19 protein-coding genes are annotated in these 21,961 nt (G+C 55.6%); 7 read left to right on the forward strand and 12 right to left on the reverse strand.

The window, feature by feature from the left end; genetic code table 11:
* Nucleotides 1–103 precede the first annotated feature (103 nt).
* Entirely contained in the window at nt 104–481 is a 378-nt protein-coding gene (locus LG297_RS09025; protein ID WP_404426584.1) for a DUF423 domain-containing protein, read from the forward strand.
* 96 nt (nt 482–577) lie between these two features.
* Here the strand turns inward: LG297_RS09025 and rpmG are convergent, their stop codons facing one another.
* The 3 genes from rpmG to LG297_RS09040 form a co-directional block, all read right to left on the reverse strand.
* Nucleotides 578–745 carry a 50S ribosomal protein L33 gene (gene rpmG / locus LG297_RS09030; protein ID WP_007089918.1) on the reverse strand — a complete coding sequence of 56 codons (168 nt, stop codon included), beginning with the start codon at nt 743–745 and terminating at the stop codon, nt 578–580.
* A 94-nt stretch (nt 746–839) separates the two neighbouring features.
* Entirely contained in the window at nt 840–2,456 is a 1,617-nt protein-coding gene (locus tag LG297_RS09035; protein ID WP_404426585.1) for a S41 family peptidase, read from the reverse strand.
* Nucleotides 2,457–2,530: 74 nt separating this feature from the next.
* Nucleotides 2,531–2,968 carry a DUF983 domain-containing protein gene (locus LG297_RS09040; protein ID WP_404426586.1) on the reverse strand — a complete coding sequence of 146 codons (438 nt, stop codon included), beginning with the start codon at nt 2,966–2,968 and terminating at the stop codon, nt 2,531–2,533.
* Between the two features lie 137 nt (nt 2,969–3,105).
* On the opposite strand from LG297_RS09040, the gene LG297_RS09045 reads away from it, so the two are divergent.
* Nucleotides 3,106–3,888: an Hpt domain-containing protein gene (locus tag LG297_RS09045; protein ID WP_404426587.1), complete on the forward strand. Its 783-nt coding sequence runs from the start codon at nt 3,106–3,108 to the stop codon at nt 3,886–3,888.
* Between the two features lie 60 nt (nt 3,889–3,948).
* Here LG297_RS09045 and rnr read toward each other — a convergent pair whose 3' ends face one another.
* From rnr to LG297_RS09080, 7 genes are all read right to left on the reverse strand, one after another.
* Nucleotides 3,949–6,378: a ribonuclease R gene (gene rnr / locus LG297_RS09050; protein WP_404426588.1), complete on the reverse strand. Its 2,430-nt coding sequence runs from the start codon at nt 6,376–6,378 to the stop codon at nt 3,949–3,951.
* Nucleotides 6,379–6,426: 48 nt separating this feature from the next.
* Complete coding sequence (gene topA / locus LG297_RS09055; protein WP_404426589.1) at nt 6,427–9,078, reverse strand: type I DNA topoisomerase; 2,652 nt, start codon at nt 9,076–9,078, stop codon at nt 6,427–6,429.
* A gap of 166 nt (nt 9,079–9,244) precedes the next feature.
* Nucleotides 9,245–10,558, reverse strand: coding sequence for a DNA-processing protein DprA (gene dprA / locus LG297_RS09060; RefSeq protein WP_404426590.1), 1,314 nt, complete (start codon nt 10,556–10,558; stop codon nt 9,245–9,247).
* A gap of 19 nt (nt 10,559–10,577) precedes the next feature.
* Nucleotides 10,578–11,225 (reverse strand): glycerol-3-phosphate 1-O-acyltransferase PlsY, encoded by a 648-nt coding sequence (plsY, locus tag LG297_RS09065; RefSeq protein WP_404426591.1) that lies wholly within the window; start codon nt 11,223–11,225, stop codon nt 10,578–10,580.
* Between the two features lies 1 nt (nt 11,226).
* Entirely contained in the window at nt 11,227–12,564 is a 1,338-nt protein-coding gene (locus tag LG297_RS09070; RefSeq protein ID WP_404426592.1) for a dihydroorotase family protein, read from the reverse strand.
* Nucleotides 12,561–13,520 carry an aspartate carbamoyltransferase catalytic subunit gene (locus LG297_RS09075; protein ID WP_404426939.1) on the reverse strand — a complete coding sequence of 320 codons (960 nt, stop codon included), beginning with the start codon at nt 13,518–13,520 and terminating at the stop codon, nt 12,561–12,563. The genes LG297_RS09070 and LG297_RS09075 overlap by 4 nt, the downstream gene beginning before the upstream one ends.
* A gap of 140 nt (nt 13,521–13,660) precedes the next feature.
* A complete protein-coding gene (locus LG297_RS09080; RefSeq protein ID WP_404426593.1) occupies nt 13,661–14,584 on the reverse strand; it encodes an AEC family transporter in 924 nt (307 codons plus the stop codon).
* Nucleotides 14,585–14,835: 251 nt separating this feature from the next.
* Between LG297_RS09080 and LG297_RS09085 the strand changes: the two genes are divergently transcribed.
* On the forward strand, nt 14,836–15,663 hold the full coding sequence (locus LG297_RS09085) for a VOC family protein (RefSeq protein ID WP_404426594.1): 828 nt from the start codon (nt 14,836–14,838) through the stop codon (nt 15,661–15,663).
* 57 nt (nt 15,664–15,720) lie between these two features.
* Here LG297_RS09085 and ruvX read toward each other — a convergent pair whose 3' ends face one another.
* Complete coding sequence (ruvX, locus tag LG297_RS09090) at nt 15,721–16,248, reverse strand: Holliday junction resolvase RuvX (RefSeq protein ID WP_404426595.1); 528 nt, start codon at nt 16,246–16,248, stop codon at nt 15,721–15,723.
* Between the two features lie 282 nt (nt 16,249–16,530).
* Between ruvX and gatC the strand changes: the two genes are divergently transcribed.
* The 3 genes from gatC to gatB are packed head-to-tail and all read left to right on the forward strand — an operon-like array spanning nt 16,531 to nt 19,757.
* The gene (gatC, locus tag LG297_RS09095; protein WP_007089905.1) at nt 16,531–16,821 is read left to right on the forward strand and encodes an Asp-tRNA(Asn)/Glu-tRNA(Gln) amidotransferase subunit GatC; all 291 of its coding nucleotides are present in this window, start codon (nt 16,531–16,533) and stop codon (nt 16,819–16,821) included.
* Nucleotides 16,821–18,299, forward strand: a complete 1,479-nt coding sequence (gene gatA, locus LG297_RS09100; protein ID WP_404426596.1) for an Asp-tRNA(Asn)/Glu-tRNA(Gln) amidotransferase subunit GatA — start codon at nt 16,821–16,823, stop codon at nt 18,297–18,299. The genes gatC and gatA overlap by 1 nt, the downstream gene beginning before the upstream one ends.
* A 3-nt stretch (nt 18,300–18,302) precedes the next feature.
* Nucleotides 18,303–19,757 (forward strand): Asp-tRNA(Asn)/Glu-tRNA(Gln) amidotransferase subunit GatB, encoded by a 1,455-nt coding sequence (gatB, locus tag LG297_RS09105; RefSeq protein ID WP_404426597.1) that lies wholly within the window; start codon nt 18,303–18,305, stop codon nt 19,755–19,757.
* Nucleotides 19,758–19,829: 72 nt separating this feature from the next.
* Here gatB and LG297_RS09110 read toward each other — a convergent pair whose 3' ends face one another.
* Nucleotides 19,830–20,588 (reverse strand): AraC family transcriptional regulator, encoded by a 759-nt coding sequence (locus tag LG297_RS09110; protein ID WP_404426598.1) that lies wholly within the window; start codon nt 20,586–20,588, stop codon nt 19,830–19,832.
* Between the two features lie 135 nt (nt 20,589–20,723).
* On the opposite strand from LG297_RS09110, the gene LG297_RS09115 reads away from it, so the two are divergent.
* On the forward strand, nt 20,724–21,929 hold the full coding sequence (locus LG297_RS09115; protein ID WP_404426599.1) for an MFS transporter: 1,206 nt from the start codon (nt 20,724–20,726) through the stop codon (nt 21,927–21,929).
* Nucleotides 21,930–21,961: the final 32 nt, after the last annotated feature.

A 21,961-nucleotide genomic window follows, 5' to 3' on the forward strand; every position in this document is an offset into this window, starting at 1 on the left:
TTTATGTACGGCCATTTTTTTGCGTTTCCTCATGGTGCGGCACTTCATCGCCCGATAAAGTAACGGTCTGTTTGAAACCATCACCAAATCAGGAAACAACTTCATGCGGTTATCTGTTGTTATGGCGGGCCTGAACGGGGCAATCGCGGTTGCTCTTGGTGCGTTCGCGACCCACGGAATGGCGGGCGAAGAAATGAGCCATGCCCGTGATCTTGTCGAAACTGCCGCCCATTATCAGCTGGTTCATGCTGTGGGGCTTGCGGCCATCGCGGCCCTTGCTCATCAGGTGCCGGATGAACGGCTTTTGCGCTGGGCGGCCTATGCGATGCTGGCGGGGGTTCTGTTCTTCTGCGGGGCGCTTTATATCATCGCCTTTGCCGGGATCAACACGTTTGGAATGGTTGCACCGATTGGCGGGCTGTCTTTTATTACGGGTTGGCTGATGCTGGCCGGGGCAGGCTGGAAGCGGTTTTCCGCCTGACGCGTTTTTGCAGGCCTGATCAGTCAACAAAAAAGACGTGGCCCGAAGGTCACGTCTTTTTTTATTCCGGTAATCCAATCAGCCGAAGCTGAAAGATTACTTCATTTTCGCTTCTTTGAACTCGACGTGCTTGCGCACGACCGGGTCGTACTTGCGAAACGAGAATTTCTCGGTGGTATTCCGCGGGTTCTTCTTAACGACGTAGAAGTAACCGGTATCAGCGGTGCTTACCAACTTTACGAGGATCGAAGCGGGCTTCGCCATGTCTCAGCTTCCTGTGTTCAGGTGTATCTCAGGCCGCGGAACATAAAGGTTATGAGCCGGGTGTCAAGCCATTTTGGCAAAAAGAATGCCATTTTTAATGTGTCGCAAAAGTATCGGCAATTTCCTGATATGGAAGCTGTGCCAAATCCTTGTAACCTGGCAGGTTTTTGATCAGTTCAAGCGCTACATCGATATCTGTTTCATCGCTTGTCTGGCGTGCCGGGCAAACATTTCGAAGGTCCCGTCGCGCTTGTTCATTCTGATAATCAAGGTTGCGCCACTTTGTCATCGTCATGACCATGTCCTCGCGATGTGCAAGGGCGGATTTGATCTGATCATTCGGATCAAGCCCGGCAGCGGTCGTGCAGATTGACGGGAAAAGACCGATTCGATCAAACGTATAACCCGACGGGGCCGTCATTCGTGACCAGGTAAAGGTCAATGTCCCCTTGTTTGCAAGGTCGTTGATCGCCTGAACCGACCCCTTGCCAAAGCTGGTCGACCCGATCAGAACCGCCCGATTGCGATCCTGCAGGGCCGCAGCTACCAATTCGGCCGAGGATGCGGTTCTACCGTCAATCAGGACGACAAGCGGCGCACCGCGCGTCAGATCCTCGGTATCAGCCTTGAAGATATGGCGGGCAGCCATCACGCGTGATCGGGTATTGGCAATCGGGCCGCCTGCAATAAACAGATCGGCAACCTCGACCCCCTGCTGCAAAAGCCCCCCGCGATTGCCGCGAAGGTCAAGGATCACCCCGCGCAAGCCCCCCGGGAAAAGATCAGCTTTGAGGATTTCATTACCAAGAGACTGTGCCGTCGCACTGTTAAAGCTGGCGATGCGGGCAATCAGGACATTTTCGCGAATTTCGGCAAATACCGTTCGGTTGATGACGCGCTCGCGCATGATTTCGACTGGTGTGATGATCTGGCTGTCGGCACCGTTGATCTCGATGGTGACCCGCGTGCCTTCCTCGCCATGCAGCAGGTCGCTGGCATAGGTCGCGGTTCGGTTATAAAGGTTGACCCCGTTTACCGAAATCAGCTGATCACCGATATTAAGTCCGGCCTTGGCGGCGGGGCTGTCGTCGTGCACTTTTTTGATTACCGGATAGCCATCGCCGCCGATCAGCCGCACACCGACCCCGATATAACCATCGCGCCGCGTGCGTGCCGTTTCGGCCTGATTGGGGCCTTCATAACGGCTGTAACGATCAAGGTTCCTGATTGATCCGCTGACAAGGGCTGACTGCACCGAAAGTGCGTCGGCATGGCGTAAATCGGGTGAATAAACCCGGTAAATGCCAACCCCCTTAAGCGCCAGTTCGGTCCACAAAAGTGTATCCTGTTCCTCAGTCCCGGTCGAAGGCAGGGGGAGGTTGCGGACAGTTTTGCCATTATATCCAAGGATAATTTCATCCGGCGTCATGCCGATGCGGATATTTGGATCAATCGTCGAAAGCCCGTCCAGTGCATTGACGACAATCTGTTCGCGTCCGACCGGATCGATATAACGTGTCGTGACCAGATCAATTGCCTGCGACATCACATCGCGGGTTTGCTGATCATCATTTGAAATGATCGCATCGCCACGCTGGGTGGCACAACCGGCCAGCAAAAGGCAAACCCCGACAATCCCGGCAATGCGCTTTATCGGGCGCAATGCCGGACGGGAAATGACAGTACCGAAATCTTGTGCGGCTGATGCCAAAATCTGCTCAATCCGAAAGGGGATGGATCAACATGAACGTTATTGTACTGCGAATGACGCGCAGCCGACAATGACTATCCCTTGATCTTCATCGCCCATTGGGTGCCAAGCACAGCGCCCTTGATAAAGGGTAGGAAGCCAAGGCACAGCAAAACGGTTGTCGGAAGCCAGACAGACAATTGCAACGCCATAGATGGCTGCATGGATTGTTCCATCGAAAGAGCACCGCCAACGACAATATGGCCGACAATGAAAATCGTGAAATAGGGCGGGGCGTCGTCACAGCGATATTCACCAATCGGATGGTGGCAACAATCGCATTCATCGCGCAGCTTCAGGTACCCGCCAAAGGCAAAGCCATGCCCGCAATTTGGGCATTTGCGCCGAAAGCCGCGGCAAAGGCCGGTCAGCAGGCGCGATCCGCTGCTTTGTTCACTGTATTCAGGCTGCATGGTGGCATTCGTTCCTGTTTCTTGATCCAGCCCCTTGATAAGGTCGGAAAAAAGGGGCATTGAAACGGTTCGCTATCATCATGAAGTTGAAGTGATCGGGCAAGTGTTTTTCCGGCATGGCTGAAAACTGTGCCGAAAGTCGTTATATTATCGATCCTTTGATACTGATGTCTTCAACCCGGTACAGGAGCGCCCAGATGGGGAATGCAGACGATATCGTCGCCCGACTGAAACAGGATTTCATTGAAGACACCCTTGAACGTACAGATCGTATCGAAACGACGATTGATCGTGTGGCGGGCGGCATGGACAAGGCCGAAACCGGCATTGCCGAACTAAGGCGGGAAGCTCACACGGTCAAAGGTCTGGCCGGTTCGTTCGGTTTTCCGCTGGTCGGCGCGATTGCTCACCGCATGGAAGATTATATCGCCGAACTGACCGAGATTGATGACCTCGAAGCCGCATCGCTTGTCGATTTTACGACATGGATCCGCGAAATCATCGAAAGCGGCACCAATCCTCCGGCCGAGGAAGAAACCCGTATCCTGCGGTCGCTTCCGACCCGAAGTGCGAAAAAGAGGGGCAAGGAAACTGCATCGGACAAGCCGACAGCGCATGACAAGGAAGTTCTGATCGTCACCGCAACGGTGGTTCAGGCCCATTTCCTGCAACGGGAACTGCGTGAGAAGGGGTATCGTACCATCACCGCACGCAATGCGGTCGAAGCATTCGAAACCGTTGTGCAATCGCGCCCGGATGCGATCATAACTGCTGCGGTTCTGGACGGGCTAAGCGGCATCGAGTTGATCCGTGCCCTGGCTGCGATGAAAACGATGAAGGGCAAGGCGCTTGGCCTTCTGACCAGCTTCGATGCATCTCATCCCGATCTCGAAGGTCTGCCGTCAAATGTCGCGATCATTTCAAACCGTGGCCAGCAAACGGCCGAACATCTGGCAAAGTTCATTGAAACGCTGGGCTGATTTTCTGACGTCGAATGCGATACGCAAAACGGGCGGCCATCAAAAGGCCGCCCGTTTTGTTTAATCTTCGCGTTTGGTGGTGTTTCGTGCAACCCGGCTTGATGCCACCAGCTTGCGTTGTTTTTTCGGTGTGGTTTTCTTTTTACCCGCCACCTTGGCGCCGGGCTTGCCGCCCGGTTTTCCGCCACGTGGTCCGCCACCCGACGCACCGCTTTTATCCTGTGGATTGGCCCGGAAGCCGGGCTTCGTCCCATGACGATGGCTGCGATCACCGGGGCTGCCACGGCGTTTTCCGCGCCCACGCGGTCGTTCAATCAGGTCACGGTCGGTAATGTCGGCATGCCCCGCCAGACGTAGCGCAAGCGACCCGGTTGCGGCATCTGCCTCGGCTATGCGGACAACAACATCATCGCCCAGACGGAATGTCTTGCCGCGATTTTGCCCGACCAGTGCATGACCGATGGCATCATGCACATAATAGTCATCGGGCAGGGTGGATATCGGGATCAAACCATCCGCACCGGTTTCATTAAGTGATACGAACAGACCGAAATGCGTGACCCCCGAAACGCGACCGGGGAACTCCGCGCCGACCTTGTCGGCCATATAGGCCGCGACATAACGGTCAACCGCATCACGTTCGGCCATCGCCGCACGGCGTTCGGTGCCGGAAATGTCTTCGCCGATCTGTTCGAACCGCTCTCCATCTTCGGGCGGCAATCCGCCTTCGCCAAGTTTCAGACCCGCAATCAGGGCACGATGCACCAGAAGATCGGCATAACGTCGGATCGGGGATGTGAAATGGGCATATTTCTTAAGCGCCAGACCAAAATGCCCAATATTATCGGGGCTATACATCGCCTGTGACTGACTGCGCAGCACGACGGTGTTGATCAGTTCGGCTTCGGGCGTATCCTTCGCCTGTTCAAGGATGCGGTTGAAATCGCGCGGGCGCAGGACCGCCCCTTTGTTCAGCTTGTATCCAGCCCCCTCAAGGAATTCATGAAGCGCTTCAAGCTTTTCCTCGCTCGGCGCATCGTGAATACGATACATGCAGGGCTGCTTGATCCGTTCAAGTTCTTCGGCCGCACACACATTGGCCGCGACCATGAATTCCTCGATCAGCTTGTGGCTGTCAAAGCGTGCCCGCGGGGCAATGGCAATGATCTGGCCTTTGTCATTCAGCTCGATCTTGCGTTCCGGAAGGTCAAGTTCCAGAACGCCGCGGCCTTTGCGGGCTTCAAGAAACGCCTCATACGCCCCGTAAAGCGGTTTGATGATGGTTTCAAGCAACGGCCCCGTTGTGTCGTCGGGATAACCATCCATTGCGCGCTGAACCTGATCATAGGTCAGGCGTGCTGCTGATCGCATCATTCCGCGACAGAATTTGTGTCGCAGTTTGGTGCCGTGCCGGTTCAACCACATCTCGACGGCCATACAGCCGCGATCTTCATGCGGTACCAGCGAACACCAGCCGTTTGACAATTCAAACGGCAACATCGGCACAACCCGATCCGGGAAATAACAACTGTTGCCGCGCTTTACCGCTTCACGGTCGAGCGCATCATGCGGACGCACATACCAGGACACATCGGCAATCGCGACCATAATGTGCCAGCCGCCCTCGTTCTCCGGGTCGGGATCAGGTTCGGCCCAGACGGCATCGTCAAAGTCGCGTGCATCCGCACCGTCAATCGTCACCAGCGGGATATCGCGCAGATCGGTGCGCTTGCCCATTGGCGTTGCCTTGGACTCGCGGGCCTGCAATTCGACCTCGGGCGGAAATTCAAACGGAATGCCGCGTGCATGGATCGATACCAGACTGATCGATTTCGGCTCGTTGATATTGCCCAGAACCTCTGTAATCCGTCCCTTGCGCAGACCAAAATGCTTGCCCGGCAGAATTTCCGTCAGAACCAGCGAACCACCTTCAAGATCGGGGTGATCATCCAGCGGCACGGCGATCTCGCCGCTATCCTTGCGGTCCGTCGGCACGACCCGGCCTTCACGTTCATTGGGACGGAAAATGCCCAAGACACGTTGCGGGCCGCTGCCCAGAACCCGCATGATGCTGGCTTCATAGGTCTGCTTGCCGGTATAGCGCAGTTTGGCAAGGATTTTGTCGCCAATTCCCGGTGCGCTTGGTCCGCCGCGCCGGATCGTTTTCACGTAAATGACCGGCGGTTCATAATCTTCTTTCCAGACATTGGGGCGCGCAATCACTTCGCCATCATCATCAATGCCGGTGATTTCCAATACTTCAACCGGTGGCAGGCGGTCGGGTTTGTCAAACCGTTTGCGGCCCTTGACCACATCCCCACCAAGTTTCAGATCCTTCAGGATCTTTTTAAGCTCGATCTTCGCTGCACCCTTGATGTTAAAGGCGCGCGCAATTTCGCGCTTGCCCACCGGGGTGGGGCTCATATCAATGAATTCCATGATCTGTTCCCGGGTGGGGAACGGGGTTTTATTTTCTGTGTCGTTCGCCAACTTCGCGGCGTCCTTTCAATTTCATAGTCAAGAAAAGGAAGGCGGCGATTAGTTCGCCGCCTCTTTCTTGGTTGTTTTCTTCGCTGCGGGTTTCTTTGCAGCGGTCTTTTTGGCGGCCGGTTTCTTGGCAGCCGCTTTTTTCGTCGTTGTTTTCTTTGCGGCGGTTTTGGTTGCCTTGGCCTGTTTCCCTGATTTGGCTTCCTTTTCCTTCAGTGCCGCAATGGCCATTTCCAGCGTGACATCTTCCTTTTTGGTGTCACGCGGCAGATTGGCATTGGTTTTCTTGTGTTTGACAAACGGCCCCCAACGGCCATCAGCCAGGAATATCGGTTCGCCGTCATCGGGATGTTTGCCGATTTCCTTGCCCGCTTTTTCGCGTTTGTCCGCAATCAGGGCAATGGCACGGTTTTCACCAATGGTCAGAACATCATCCTCGGCCTTGAGCGATGCAAAGATGCTACCTGCCTGAACATAAGGACCAAATCGGCCGACATTGGCTTTGATCTCCTCGCCTGTGTCGGGGAATACGCCCACCAGACGCGGCAATGTCAGCAATTTTTCCGCCTTGGTCAGATCGACAACCGATGGCTCCAGCCCTTTCGGAAGCGATGTCCGCTTCGGTTTGACCTTTTTGGGTTTGCCATTCTTGCCTTCGACTTCTTCTTCCTCGCCCAACTGCACGTAAACGCCATACGGGCCTTTGCGCAGCGTGATTTCCTTGCCGGTTTCCTTGTCAATACCAAGAACCTTGGGACCGGCATCAAGTTCGGAATCGCCGCCATTTTCATTGGCAACCAGCGGACGGGTAAAGTTGCATTCCGGATAATTCGAACACCCAAGGAATGCGCCAAATTTGCCAAGCTTGAGGCTGAGCGTCCCATCGGCACATTTCGGGCATTTATGCGGGTCCGTACCATCTTCGCGCACTGGGAACAGGTAATTTTCAAGCATCACCTGAAGCGCATCAAGCACATCGGTGATCTTCAGTTCCTTGGCTTCGTCAACATTGCCCTTGAAGGCCGACCAGAACTGGTTCAGCACATCGCGCCATGCAAGGCTACCGTTGGAAACGTCATCGAGCTGGTTTTCCAGATCGGCCGTAAAGTTATACTGCACATAACGTTCAAAGAATTTCGACAGGAACGCCGTGACCAGACGGCCACGGTCCTGTGCGACAAAGCGACGCTTGTCCAGCGTCACATAATCGCGATCCTGCAAAACCGAAATGATCGATGCATAGGTCGATGGTCGGCCAATGCCCAGTTCTTCCATTTTCTTGACCAGGCTCGCCTCGGTATAGCGGGGCGGGGGCTGGGTGAAATGCTGGTCGATACTGACTTTGCCAAGATCAGGCTTCTGCCCTTCTTTCAGCGGCGGCAGACGACGATCATTTTCGTCCTCGGTCTCGTCATCCTTGCCTTCCTGATACAGTTTCAGGAAACCGTCGAATTTCACGACCGAGCCATTGGCACGCAAAACCACGTGATTGTCATTCGATGACAGGTCAACCGCGACCTGATCGAATTTGGCGTCTTCCATCTGGCAGGCGACGGTACGTTTCCAGATCAGGGTATAAAGCGCAAGCTGATCCTTATCGAGGTGACGCGCAACCTGATCGGGGCGGCGGAACAGGTCCGTCGGGCGGATGGCCTCGTGGGCTTCCTGTGCGTTCTTGGCCTTGTTTGCAAAGCTGCGCGCACTTGGCGGGAGGTAATTTTCACCGTAATCCTTGGAAATCAGGCGGCGTGCGGCGGCCAATGCCTCGCCCGACAGGACAACCGCATCGGTACGCATATAGGTAATCAGACCTACCGTCTCGCCACCGATATCAACCCCTTCATAAAGGCGTTGCGCAAGCTGCATGGTGCGTTTCGCGCCAAAGCCAAGCTTGCGCGATGCTTCCTGTTGTAGGGTCGATGTCGTGAAAGGCGGCTGCGGACGACGTTTGACGTCCTTGCGCTCGACCTTCGAAACGGTATAGCTGCGGCTTTCTACCTTTTCTTTGGCAATCGTTGCAGCACCCTCATTGCCCAGTGCCAGCTTATCGAGCTTCTCACCGTTCAGATGGGTCAGGCGCGCGGTGAAGTTGCCTTCAGGCACCTTGAAACCGGCTTCGAGTGACCAGTATTCGTCTGGGCGGAATGCTTCGATCTCGATCTCGCGCTCGCAAATCAGGCGAAGGGCGACGGACTGCACGCGACCAGCCGACCGCGAACCGGGCAATTTGCGCCACAGGACCGGCGACAGGTTAAAGCCCACCAGATAATCAAGAGCACGGCGCGCGAGATAGGCATCGACCAGTTCCTGATTAAGCTCGCGCGGATTGGCAATCGCGTCCGTTACGGCCTTTTTGGTGATCTCGTGGAACACGACACGATGAACGTCGCGACCGCGCAAAAGCTTTTTCTGTTCCAGAACTTCCAGAATATGCCACGAAATCGCTTCCCCTTCACGATCCGGGTCAGTCGCGAGATAGATGGTGTCGGCATCGCGTGCGGCCGATGCGATCTCGCGGATCTGTTTTTCCGAACGGCCATCGGTTTCCCAGACCATCGAAAAGTCGTTGTCGGGATCAACCGATCCATCCTTTGACGGAAGATCGCGGATGTGACCAAACGAGGCCAGCACCTTGTAATCGTCACCGAGATATTTATTGATCGTCTTGGCTTTGGCCGGGGATTCGACGATGACAAGATTCATTACGTTTTTCGTGTCCGGTTCTTGCGCCCTGGGGCGATAATGTATGTCGTGCTGCGAATGATCCGAATGTCCGACACTTATATATAGTATGACCGCATTTCAGATCAGATTGCGCAAATTGCGGCAAATCACAACAATATTGTCGCAGCACAAATGTCTGCGACACTCATTCGGCGATACGCGATACCCTATTTCCGGGGTGACGTTCAACCCTTCCTGCAAGCTCAAGCTCAATCAGCATGGTTGAAATCACATCGGCAGGCATCCCCGATGCCCGGATAAGCTGATCAATCAGGAGCGGGCTGGTCGACAATAATTCAAGGATATGGTCCGTTTCGCGGTCTGCGTTTCGAGCCGGGGCAGGTGCCCCTGTTTCTTCTTGGTTGTCAACGCTTTCAGGGGTGCCAACAATGATCGCGGTTTGGGCATCGCGTTCGATGGAATTGGTGATGTCGCTGAAATCATCTGATGAACCGCTTATGGTTGCCGCGCGTCTGTCGATGGCAAAATCATGAATTCCTTCACGCAGATGATTGTTTCGCTCCGAAATGCGCAAGGCATCGAAGATCACATCAACGGAGTCGCATAGGATCGCCCCGTCGCGGATCAGACTGTTAGGGCCTGCCGCGCGCGGATCGGTTGGACTGCCCGGAACGGCAAAAACATCGCGCCCCTGTTCTCCTGCAAATCGGGCGGTGATCAGCGATCCGGAATTACGCCCTGCCTCGACCACAACAATGCCATGCGACAGTCCGGAAATGATCCGGTTGCGCCTTGGAAAATGCCGTGCCTGCGGATTTAACCCCGGTGGCATTTCCGAAATCACGCAGCCATTTTCGCAAAGCTTGCGATACAGATCGGCATGTTCCCGCGGATAAATCACATCCACACCCCCGCCCAAAACCGCAACGGTGCCACCAACTGTATTTGCGACCTGCAGGCAGGCATCGTGAACCGCGCCATCAATCCCGCGCGCCATACCCGATGCAACGACATATCCTGCCTCGGACAGGGCGGCTGCTAACCGCCGGGCAAAACCGCATCCATTGGCTGATGCATTCCGGGCGCCGACGATTCCGATGGTTGGCTGATTTAACAATTCGACGCGGCCCAACGCATAAAAATAGGGCGGGGCATCTTCAATCGCGGCTAGCATCGCCGGATATTCCGGATCACCGATAATCACCGGCTTGGCATCGCAGGCGCGCGCCTGTTCAATTTCGGCAATCGTGTCTTCGCGCGTTGCCAGAACAATCTTCCGCTTGCCACCGGTGCGCGCGATGATATCGGGCAGGGCATCAATGGCATTGCGTGCCGTTCCGAACCGCTCGATCAGCTTGCGGAATGTGACCGGCCCGACATTGGTACTGCGCGCCAGTCGCATACGTGCGAGACGTTCGGATTGCGGTAATCGTATCGGTTGTTGCGTGTCTGAAACCATAACGCCCGGATTGTGATCATCCGGGCGTTGTCTCGTCAAGCTATTCCAACTGCACAGCTTATTCTTCGCTGGTGGCTGCGGCTTCTTTTTTCTTCTGGCCGATTTTCGGCTCTTCGCCTTTGAGAAGGCGTCGGATATTGCTGTGATGTGCTGCCCAGACAATCACCGCAAGGAAGATTGCAAGCCATCCGGCACCCAGATCATTGGCGATCAGGAAGGCGGCAATCGGGGCAGCAATCATTGCAATCAGGGCAGAAAGAGATGAAATGCGGAAAATCAACGCCATGACAAGCCACGTCGCTGCCGCGACAAGCCCCATGATCCAGTTGACCGCAATAAGAGTGCCAAGGGTGGTGGCAACACCCTTACCGCCCTTGAAGCGCAGCCAGACGGGAAACATATGCCCGATAACGGCGGCACCACCGGCAAAAATACCGGCCTCAGGGCTGACAAAATGGGTAAATAGCAGGGCTGCCGCTGCACCCTTGCCGACATCGCCGACAAGTGTCAGGAACGCCAGAAATTTGTTGCCGGTACGCAGTACGTTGGTCGCACCAATATTGCCCGATCCGATCTTGCGGATATCGCCAAGTCCGGCCATCCGCGTCAGAACCAGACCAAACGGGATCGAGCCCAGCAGATAACCGCAAACGGTCGCAATCTGCAGCGACATCAGGGTTGCCTTGTAAGTGGCATCAAGTTCCATATTACGCGCCTTCCGCGACAGAGGGGGCGGCAAAAACCTCGCGGCCATCAATGATGGTACGCAGGACACGGCCTTGGGTAAGGCGGCCATCAAATGGCGAGTTTTTCGATTTTGACTCGAACTGATAAGGATCAATCTTCCACGGGCGATCCGGATCAAACAGCACCAGATCGGCTGCCGTCCCGATTTCAAGCGTACCGGCACCCTTGATGCGCACCAGTCCCGCCGGGGCCGTCGTCAGTTTGGTAATCACATCAAGCATCGACATATGCCCGTTGTGATAAAGCTCCAGCGTGATCGGCAGAAGTGTTTCAAAGCCGACACCACCGGCGGCGGCCTGTGCAAAGGGCAGGCGTTTGGAGTCAACATCCTGCGGGTTATGGTCAGATGCGATGGCATCAATCGTGCCATCGGCAAGGCCCGCCACAATCGCCTGACGGTCATCTTCGGACCGAAGCGGCGGCGACAGTTTGGCAAAGGTCCGGTAATCCGAAACCGCATTTTCGTTAAGCGCGAAATAGAACGGGGCGGTATCGCACGTGACCTTAAGGCCGCGTTTCTTGGCCTTGCGGATCACCTCGACCGACTCTCCGGTCGAGATATGGGCAAAATGCAAACGTCCGCCTGTCATTTCTACCAGCCGCAAATCGCGCTCTATCTGCATGACTTCGGCAAGGGGGGAAACACCGCTAAGGCCAAGGCGCGTGGCAAGTTCGCCGCTATTCATTGCCGCACCCTTGGAAAGTTCCGGCTCCTCGGGATGCTGGACGATCATGCCGTCAAAGAAGGTCGAATAGGACAACGCCTGTCGCAGCAACCGGGCACTGGCGATGGTTTTCACGCCATCGCAAAATGCGACCGCACCGGCCTGATGCAAAAGACCCATCTCGGTGATTTCACCACCTTCGATGCCCTTTGATACCGCACCATAGGCAAAAACCTTGGCCAGGCCAACCTTGCGTGCCCGGCGTGCGATAAATTCGACCCCGGCCACATCGTCAATCACCGGATCGGTATTGGGCAGGGCGATGATCGTGGTGATCCCGCCTGCTGCCGCCGAACGACCGGCGGTTTCAATGGTTTCCTGATGCTCGAACCCCGGATCGCGCAATTGTGCGCGCATGTCGACAAGTCCAGGCGCAAGGCACGCACCCGCGGCATCAATAATCTCGCAATCCTTGGGCAGGTTGTCGCGCGTAACCTTGGCACCGCAATCAATGATCTTGCTGTTCTCAATCAGGATGCCGCCCGTACTGTCGGTCTGTGCTGCCGGGTCAAGCAGTCGGGCATTGATGATGGCCTTGCGGCCCGTACCCTTTACGCGAATGGCTGGGGTCATGCCTGGCCTCCTGCCTGTCTATGGTTCTGCACCAGCAATTCAAGGGCGGCCATGCGCACCGCAACCCCCATTTCAACCTGTTCGCGGATGACGGACCGTTCAACGTCGTCGGCGACTTCACTGTCGATCTCTACCCCGCGGTTCATCGGGCCGGGATGCATGATCAGCGCATCGGGCTTGGCATTAGAAAGCTTGGCGCGATCAAGGCCGTGGAAATGGAAATATTCGCGGACCGACGGGATAAAGCTTCCTTCCATGCGTTCAAGCTGAAGGCGCAGCATCATGACGATGTCGCAATCCTTAAGGCCTTCTTCCATGTCGTGGAAAATCTCGACCCCCATCCGGTCGATCTTGGACGGGATCAGGGTCGGAGGGGCCACAAGCCGCACGCGCGACCCCATGGTATTGAGCAGCAGGATGTTGGACCGTGCAACACGCGAATGCGCGATATCGCCGCAAATCGCCACATTCAGCCGATGCAGGCGGCCCTTGTGGCGGCGGATGGTCAGCGCATCAAGCAAGGCCTGTGTTGGATGCTCGTGTCGGCCATCCCCGGCATTGAGAACCGCACAATTGACCTTTTCGCTCAGAAGCTTGACCGCACCGCTGTCACCGTGGCGGACCACAAGTGCATCGGGGTTCATCGCATTGAGCGTCATTGCCGTATCAATCAGGGTTTCACCCTTTTTGACCGAACTGGTGCCGACCGTCATATTGATGACCATCGCACCCAGCCGCTTGGCGGCAAGTTCAAACGATGTCAGCGTTCTGGTCGAATTTTCATAGAACAGATTGACGACCGTGGCCCCGGCAAGAATGTTGCTGGTCTTGTCTGCCGTGCGGTTCTTTTCCGCATAATGCTGGGCGCGATCAAGAATAAGGGTGATTTCCCCCGGGGTAAGACCTTCGATACCGAGGAGGTGAGGGTGCGGATAGTGATCCGCCGCTGGTCCCATGACACTCATGGCGTTGCACATATTCCTTAAATGGTATGGGCAGAATTTCGCGCGGAGCATACCCAATTGCCCCTGTCACGGAAAGTTAAAATATTGCCCAAACATCCTGACCGGATGGTCAGTATTTCACCTGGTTTACATCACACCACATGCAGCAAAACCGCAAGGATCGGGATGCTGACAATCGCGACAAGCGTATGAACCGTAATGATGCTGGCCATCATCGGTGCATCACCGCCCATCAGGCGGGCCAGTACAAACGCGCTGGCCGAACACGGCAGCCCGGCATACAGCACAACCGCCGCCAGTTCTACCGGTGGCAGCCCCAGCAAAAGACAAAGCCCCGCTGCAATCGCCGGGCTGATGACAAGTTTGCCAAGCGTTGAAAACCCGACCGGCCCCCCGGCACGCCGTGCCGCCGAAAGATCAAGCCCGGCACCAACCGCCAGAAGCCCGATCGGCAATGCCGCCCGTCCCAGAACTTCCAGAAACGGTCCAATCACCGGCGGCAGGCCAAAGCCCGTCATATTGATCGCAATGCCCAGAACACACGCCATCAGCAATGGATTGCGCAAAACATCGCGCAAAAGCGACACCACACCGGGCGTGCGATCATTATCCCCCCAATGCGCACAGGCCAGAACCGACAGCACATTGACCGTCGGCACGACAAGGGCAACGCAAAGGGCTGTCACTGTTAATCCGGCTTCGCCCAGAAGGGCAGCGGCAACTGCAAGCCCGATATAGGTATTGGGCCGGATCGCCCCCTGAAACAGCGATGAAAACGCCGGGTTGCTGATTTTCAGAACCGGCTTGGCAATCAGGATAAGAACGGTACAGATAAAAACCGTGCCCAGCATCGCGGTTGCAATCCCCGCCAGCGGCAGGCTGCCCAGATCGGCGCTGGCCGTATTGGAAAACAGCAATGCCGGGAACGTCACATAATAGGTCAGCTTTTCCGCCCCCGGCCAGAACGCATCAGGCAGGAATTTGCGTTGTCGCAGGATGAAACCAAGCACGATCAGGGCAAAGGTCGGGATCAGGGCGGACAGGATGGCAATCATGGGGTGCTTTCGAATGTATCTTCCGGTAGCAGGGTTCGGTCATTAATCTGTTATTAGGCGATTTGCTGTGATGGTTGACATTGTGAAATCGATCCTTGTCGTCGTATCGACAAGACTGTCTCTTTCTTCGCATGTCCATCCCGTGATAATGAGCATGGGTCAGATAATGCGTGCAACGCACTGATTTATCAATTGAAAGAAATTCCTGACCGTCATCACGGCAAACGGGAATGCCAATCAGGGGAAAGCCCATGAGTCGCGCCATCGATCATCTGGTTTTATGTGTCAATGATCTTGACGCGGCCTGCGATGCCTATCGCAGGCTGGGCTTTACCGTCACCCCGCGCGCCAATCATCCATTCGGTACCGGCAATGCCCTGATCCAGCTTGACGGCATGTATATCGAATTGCTTGCCGTGGTCGAGCCGGGAAAAATCGCTGAAACCGATCTTTCGGCACCTTTTTCCTTCCCGATTTACAATCGCGATTATCTGCGTCATCGCGAAGGCATGTCGATGCTGGCCCTGCAATCGCGCGATGCCGAAAAGGACCGGGAGGATTTCATTGCCGCCGGTGCCGCCGTGCCCCGTGTTTTCAAATTCGAACGCGAAGCTACCCGCCCGGATGGCTCCCAGACCGACGTCGCCTTTTCCCTGGCCTTTGCCAATCATCCGTTGCTGCGCCACGCGGTAACATTTGTCTGCCAGCATCGCCATCCGCCGCAGAATTTCTATTATCCGGAATATCAGACACACGCGAACGGGGCTTATGCCATCGGCAAGGTGTTTCTGATGCATTGGGCGGCCGATGCGGTAACCGATTTTGTCGAGGAAATCGGAACCGACAAAATTGTCGAAGCCCTGCACAGCGATGAAATGGTGATCCGTTTTGGCATTGATGATCCGCTTTTCCCGACAGACGGCTTTGCCGGATACGAAATCATCGTCGACAAGATCGACACCATCGCCAAAGCCGCCCAATCCATGGGGGCAATTCATAAAAAGGGTCGGCTGATCCTGCCGCCGTCCAAATTCTTCGGAACCCTGGTTGTCTTCAAGGCAAAAGACAAAGCCGCCTGAAATATCAGGCGGCCTTATCGGAAATTTTGAAACTGCCCGGTTTCATGTGACAGAAAATCAGGCTTCTTCGTCACCAAATTCATCTTCATCATCGTCATCTGGGTTCGCACCCGGATCGGTATGAAGATTAAGGTTATCAAGCGCCCCCTGAAGGATATAGGCAGCAGCCGTTTTATCGACGACCTGCGCCCGGCGTTTGCGCGTCATGTCGACATCCTCGATCAGGATGCGTTCAACCGCATTGGTCGAAAGACGTTCATCCCAAAGCAGGATCGGCAGATCGATATATTTCTGCATTTCATCGACAAAGGCATAAACCCGGTGACATGCCTTGCCGATTGTACCGTCAAGTTCACGCGGAAAACCGATGATGATACCACCGACATTCTGCTTGGTGACGATTGCCGAAAGTTCGGCAATATCACGCGTGAATTTCTTGCGCGAAATCAGAGAATAGGGTGACGCGATCTGTAGCCCGACATCCGAAAGGGCCACGCCAATGGTCTTGGTGCCGAGATCCAGCCCCAAAACGCGTGCTGCCGGTGTTAGAAACCGCAGCAATTCCTGTGTGTCATTGCAAATCATGGCGACCTTATAGGTGCGTTGCCAAAAAAACGCCAGCGCATTTCAACCGGCGAAACGCAATACTGACATGCCTGAAACGTCGGTGAAAGCATGGCTTTGCCTCTGATGCCAGCCATGATCGGGCGGCATCTTTCCCAACAGTTGGAAAAGTTGCCGAAATTGGCTGTCTCCGGCCCTTGCGGCGGGGGCGGCGGGGTGCTAGTTTCCGCGCTGTAATTTCAGGTTCCGGCAGGCCGCCTGCCTGCCGGGTGTTTTGTCATTCCTTAAGAGAGACTTTCATCCATGTCGTCTTTGGATAAGGAAACAGTTCGCAGGATCGCCTTTCTGTCGCGTATCAACGTGTCCGAAGAAGGGCTTGGCGAACTGGCGGGAGATTTGACCCGTATCCTCGATTTCGTCGAGGAACTGCAAGAAGTTGATGTCGAGGGTTGTGATCCCCTGACGTCGGTTGCCGATCTGACCCTGCCGATGCGCAAGGACGAAGTCACCGATGGCAATATCCAGCAAAAAGTCCTGTCAAACGCACCGATGACCGATGCTGGCTGTTTTGTTGTGCCGAAGGTGGTTGAATAATGACTGATCTGACAAATCTGACACTTGCCGAGGCCCGCGACGGGCTGGCAAAGGGCGATTACACGTCGGTCGAACTGACCGAAGCCCACATCAAATCAATGGAAGCGCACCGTAATCTGAACGCTTACATCACCGAAACCCCGGACAAGGCCATCGACATGGCCAAGGCTTCCGATGCCAAGCGCGCCAAGGGTGACGCGGGCAAAATGGAAGGCCTGCCGATTGCGATCAAGGATCTGTTCTGCACCGAAGGTGTCCAGACGACCGCAGCCTCGCACATTCTTGAGGGTTTCAAACCGGAATATGAATCCACCGTCACCACCAACCTGTTCAATAACGGCGCGGTGATGCTCGGCAAGGCCAACCTTGATGAATTTGCCATGGGGTCGTCCAATACCTCGTCCTATTACGGCAATGTCATCAACCCGTGGAAGGGCAAGGATGGCAAGGATCTGGTTCCGGGTGGCTCGTCCGGTGGTTCGGCGGCTGCTGTTGCCGCGGGCATGGCGTTGGCGGCGACCGGTACTGATACCGGTGGCTCGATCCGTCAACCGGCATCCTATTGCGGTATTGTCGGCCTGAAGCCGACCTATGGCCGTTGCTCGCGCTGGGGCATTGTTGCCTTTGCAAGCTCGCTTGATCAGGCTGGTCCGATGACCAAAACCGTTCGTGACGCTGCGATCATGCTGGGCGCAATGGCTGGTCACGACGCCAAGGACAGCACGTCCGCCCCGGTTGCCGTTCCTGATTTCGAAGCCGCCCTGACGGGTGACATTCGCGGCATGAAAATCGGTATTCCGAAAGAATACCGTGTCGATAACATGCCCGAAGAAATCAACAGGCTGTGGGATAACGGTATTGCGATGCTGCGCGATGCGGGCGCCGAAGTGGTCGATGTGACTCTGCCGCACACCAAATATGCGCTTGGCACCTATTATATCGTCGCCCCGGCCGAGGCATCCTCGAACCTCGCGCGTTATGACGGCCTGCGTTACGGCCAGCGCGTCATGGACGAAGGCGACAGCCTGGACGATATGTATATGAAGTCCCGTGCTGCCGGTTTCGGCAAGGAAGTCCAGCGACGCATCATGATCGGCACTTATGTGCTGTCGGCTGGTTACTATGACGCCTATTACAACAAGGCGCTTAAAGTCCGTCGTCGCATTTACGAGGATTTCGCAACCGCATTTGGCACCGTTGATGCCATTCTGGCACCGACCGCACCGTCGGCCGCCTTTGCGATTGGCGAAAACGAAGACGATCCGGTCAAAATGTATCTGAACGACGTCTTTACCGTTCCGGCAAGTCTTGCGGGTCTTCCGGGCCTGTCCGTTCCGACCGGCCTGTCTGCCGAAGGTCTGCCGCTTGGTTTGCAGCTGATTGGTAAACCGTTTGACGAAGAAACCGTTCTGCGTGTCGGTGGCGTGCTTGAAACTGCCGCCAACTTCACTGCGAAACCGGCCGGGCAGGAGGGCTGATCCATGACCTATATCATCGAAGGTTCAACCGGCCCTTGGGAAATCGTTGTCGGTCTGGAAGTCCACTGTCAGGTGGTTTCCAAATCCAAACTCTTTTCCGGTGCATCGACCACATTCGGTAACGAACCGAACACCAATGTCAGCCTCGTTGACGCGGCCATGCCAGGCATGTTGCCGGTGATCAACGAGGAATGCGTGCGGCAGGCCGTCAAGACCGGCCTTGGCCTCAAAGCAAAGATCAATCTTGAAAGCGTCTTTGCGCGCAAGAACTACTTCTATGCCGATCTGCCGCAGGGCTATCAGATTTCGCAGTTCGACAAACCGATTGTCGGCGAGGGGACCATTATCCTCGACATGCCTGATGGCTCGACCAAATCGGTTGGCATTGAACGCCTGCATCTTGAACAGGATGCCGGTAAATCGATGCACGATCAGGACCCGAAATATTCGCATATCGATTTGAACCGTTCAGGCGTTGCCCTGATGGAAATCGTGTCCAAGCCTGATATCCGCACCCCGGAAGAAGCCGGTGCCTATCTGACCAAGCTGCGCGCGATTGTACGTTACCTTGGTACATGCGATGGCAACATGAACGAAGGTTCGATGCGTTGCGATGCCAACGTTTCGGTCCGTCGTCCGGGCGCTGAATTCGGCACACGCTGCGAAATCAAGAACGTGAACTCCATCCGTTATGTGATGCAGGCGATCGAGATCGAAGCAAAACGCCAGGTCGAAATCATCGAAGCCGGCGGTGAAATCGTTCAGGAAACCCGACTTTACGATCCGCGTCTGGGGGAAACCCGTTCGATGCGGTCCAAGGAAATGGCACATGATTACCGCTATTTCCCGGACCCGGATCTGCTTCCGCTGGTGTTTGATCAGGCATTCGTTTCCGAAATCGAAAAGACCCTGCCGGAACTCCCGGACGAGAAAAAAGCCCGCTTCATGCGTGAAAACGGCCTGTCGGCCTATGATGCCGGTGTTCTCGTCGCGGATCAGGAAAAGGCCGCCTATTACGAAGTCGTTGCCAAGGGCCGCGATGGCAAACTTGCCGCAAACTGGGTGATTACCAACCTGTTTGGTGCGCTCAACAAGCTGGAAGTTCCCGTCACCGAAAGCCCGGTTACGGCCGAAAGTCTCGGCAAACTTCTGGACCTGATTTCGGATGACACTATTTCGGGCCGTATCGCCAAGGACGTCTTTGAAATCATGATCGAAACCGGCAATGACCCGGAAAAGATCGTGGAAGAAAAAGGTCTGAAGCAGATCACCGATACCGGTGCGATTGAAACAGCAATCGACGAAGTCATTGCGGCCAATCCGGACAAGGTTCAGGAAATCCGCGACGGCAAGGACCGCATGCTGGGCTGGTTCGTTGGCCAGGTCATGAAATCCACGGGTGGCAAAGCCAACCCGGGCATGGTCAACCAGATGCTCCGCGACAAAATCCTCGGCTGATTTCAATCATCAGACGATGCGTAAAAGCCGCCCGTTTCAGATCGAAACGGGCGGCTTTTGTCATTATCAGGCTTAAATGTCATTGGTCCGGTAACCGCGCGGCGATGCGCCAAGGATGCGTTTGAACATGTTGCTGAATGCGGCGGGATTGTCATAGCCAAGGTCCATCGCAATCGTTGTGACGGCTTCACCGGCGGCCAGTCTTGGCAGGGCGGCAAGGATGCAGGCCTGTTGACGCCATTCGACAAAGCTTGATCCGGTTTCCTTGCGAAACTGCCGGGTAAAGCTTCGACGGCTCATGCCCAGATGATGGCACCAGTCATCGATTGTTTCATGCGGGGTCGGGGATGCCAGAAAGGCACGGCACTTTTCCCGTAATGCGGCCTGTTCCGGTAGTGGAAGCGACAGCGGCAGGACCGGCAACCGTTTGATTTCATGTTCGATCAGCGCCATCAGCGCCCCATCACGACCCGCCATGTCATATTCCGCTGGGACGGCAACCGCTTCGATCAGTAAATGGCGCATCAACGATGAAATGCCGACCACCTTGCACTGGTTGTCCGTCGCACCAAGCCGGTTCGGGCGCAGATACAGCGACCGCATTTTGACATCGCCAAACAGGCGGACCTCGTGGATGACCCCGGCGGGGATCAGCATGCCGCGCTGGGGTGGCATCATCCATGCGCCGTGCGGGGTTGATGCCATCAAAACCCCGGTCATGCCATATAGCAACTGATCGCGATCATGGCGGTGGGCGGCAATCACATGACCATCGGGATAATCCGTCCCCAATGCGATGACCGGTCTTGGAACTTCGCGAAATGATGACATCAATGTCTGCCTGCGTTGATTGGCCCAGTCTCGTAATAAATTGACCCTAACGCGGTGGTGGGCCGATTTGCAATTTTTATAATGATGATCAACGCACCAAGGTCTGCGTTTAATGTCATTTCAATGAGGTCCCCGATGAACGAAGCCGTTCTCAACCGTCCGCGAGTGGCCCGAACCGTTTTGCCGGTTCTGGGCGCGGCCAGTTTCTGCCATTTGCTGAACGATATGATCCAGTCGCTATTTGTTGCGGCTTATCCGGTGTTCAGGGGCGGCTTTGACCTATCCTTTGCCCAGCTTGGTCTCTTGACCCTGACCTATCAGGTGACGGCATCGTTGCTGCAACCCTTTATCGGCCAATTCACGGACCGTCGACCGCAACCTTATTCCTTGCCATTCGGCATGGGGACGTCGATGGCGGGGCTTTTGGTGCTGTCCTCGGCAACGAGTTTTTCGATGCTTCTTATGGGCAGTGCGATGTTGGGTGTGGGATCGTCGATCTTTCACCCGGAATCCTCGCGTCTGGCGCGGCTGGCCTCCGGCGGGGCACATGGCTTTGCGCAGTCGCTGTTTCAGGTGGGCGGTAATGTCGGTTCGGCCATCGGGCCGTTGCTGGTGGTGGCGGTTGTTTTACCACACGGGCAGGGCAGTCTGGCATGGTTTGCCTTTGCCGCATTGGCCGGTGTCGTCATCCTGACGCTGCTTGGGCGCTGGTATAAACGCAACGGCCATGCCGTGCGACACCCGCGTGTTGTTCATCTGGCGGCAAATCTTCCGGCACGGCGGCAGGTGATTGGTGGCCTGTCGGTTCTGTTCTGCCTGATGCTGTCGAAATGGTTCTATCTTGCCAGTTTCACCAGCTATTACGTATTTTACCTCATGGAAAAATTCCCGATCTCAGAAGGCGAAGCCCAGATTTATCTGTTCATTTTCCTGGCTTCGGTCGCGGCGGGGACCCTGATCGGCGGATCGGTGGGCGACCGGATTGGCCGCAAAAAGGTGATCTGGGGTTCGATCCTTGGGGCACTGCCCTTTGCACTGATCCTGCCCTATGTCGGGCTGGGGGCGACAGTGATGCTGTCGATTGCCATCGGTCTGATCCTGTCATCGGCATTTTCGGCGATTATTGTTTATGCGCAGGAACTTGTGCCGGGGCGCATTGGTATGATTTCCGGCCTGTTCTTTGGTCTTGCCTTCGGGCTTGGCGGGGTTGGTGCGGCCATTCTTGGTCTGACGGCCGATCATTTCGGGTTGGGGCCGGTCTATCAGCTTTGCGCATGGTTGCCTGCCATCGGCTTCCTCGCGATTTTCCTGCCCGATATCGAACACGGCGATAATGCGTGAATGCCGGATGCCGAAACAAAAAAGGCCGCCCT

Origin of the sequence: Thalassospira australica, assembly GCF_044790785.1 — a bacterium.
GTDB classification, from domain to species: Bacteria; Pseudomonadota; Alphaproteobacteria; order Rhodospirillales; family Thalassospiraceae; genus Thalassospira; species Thalassospira australica_A.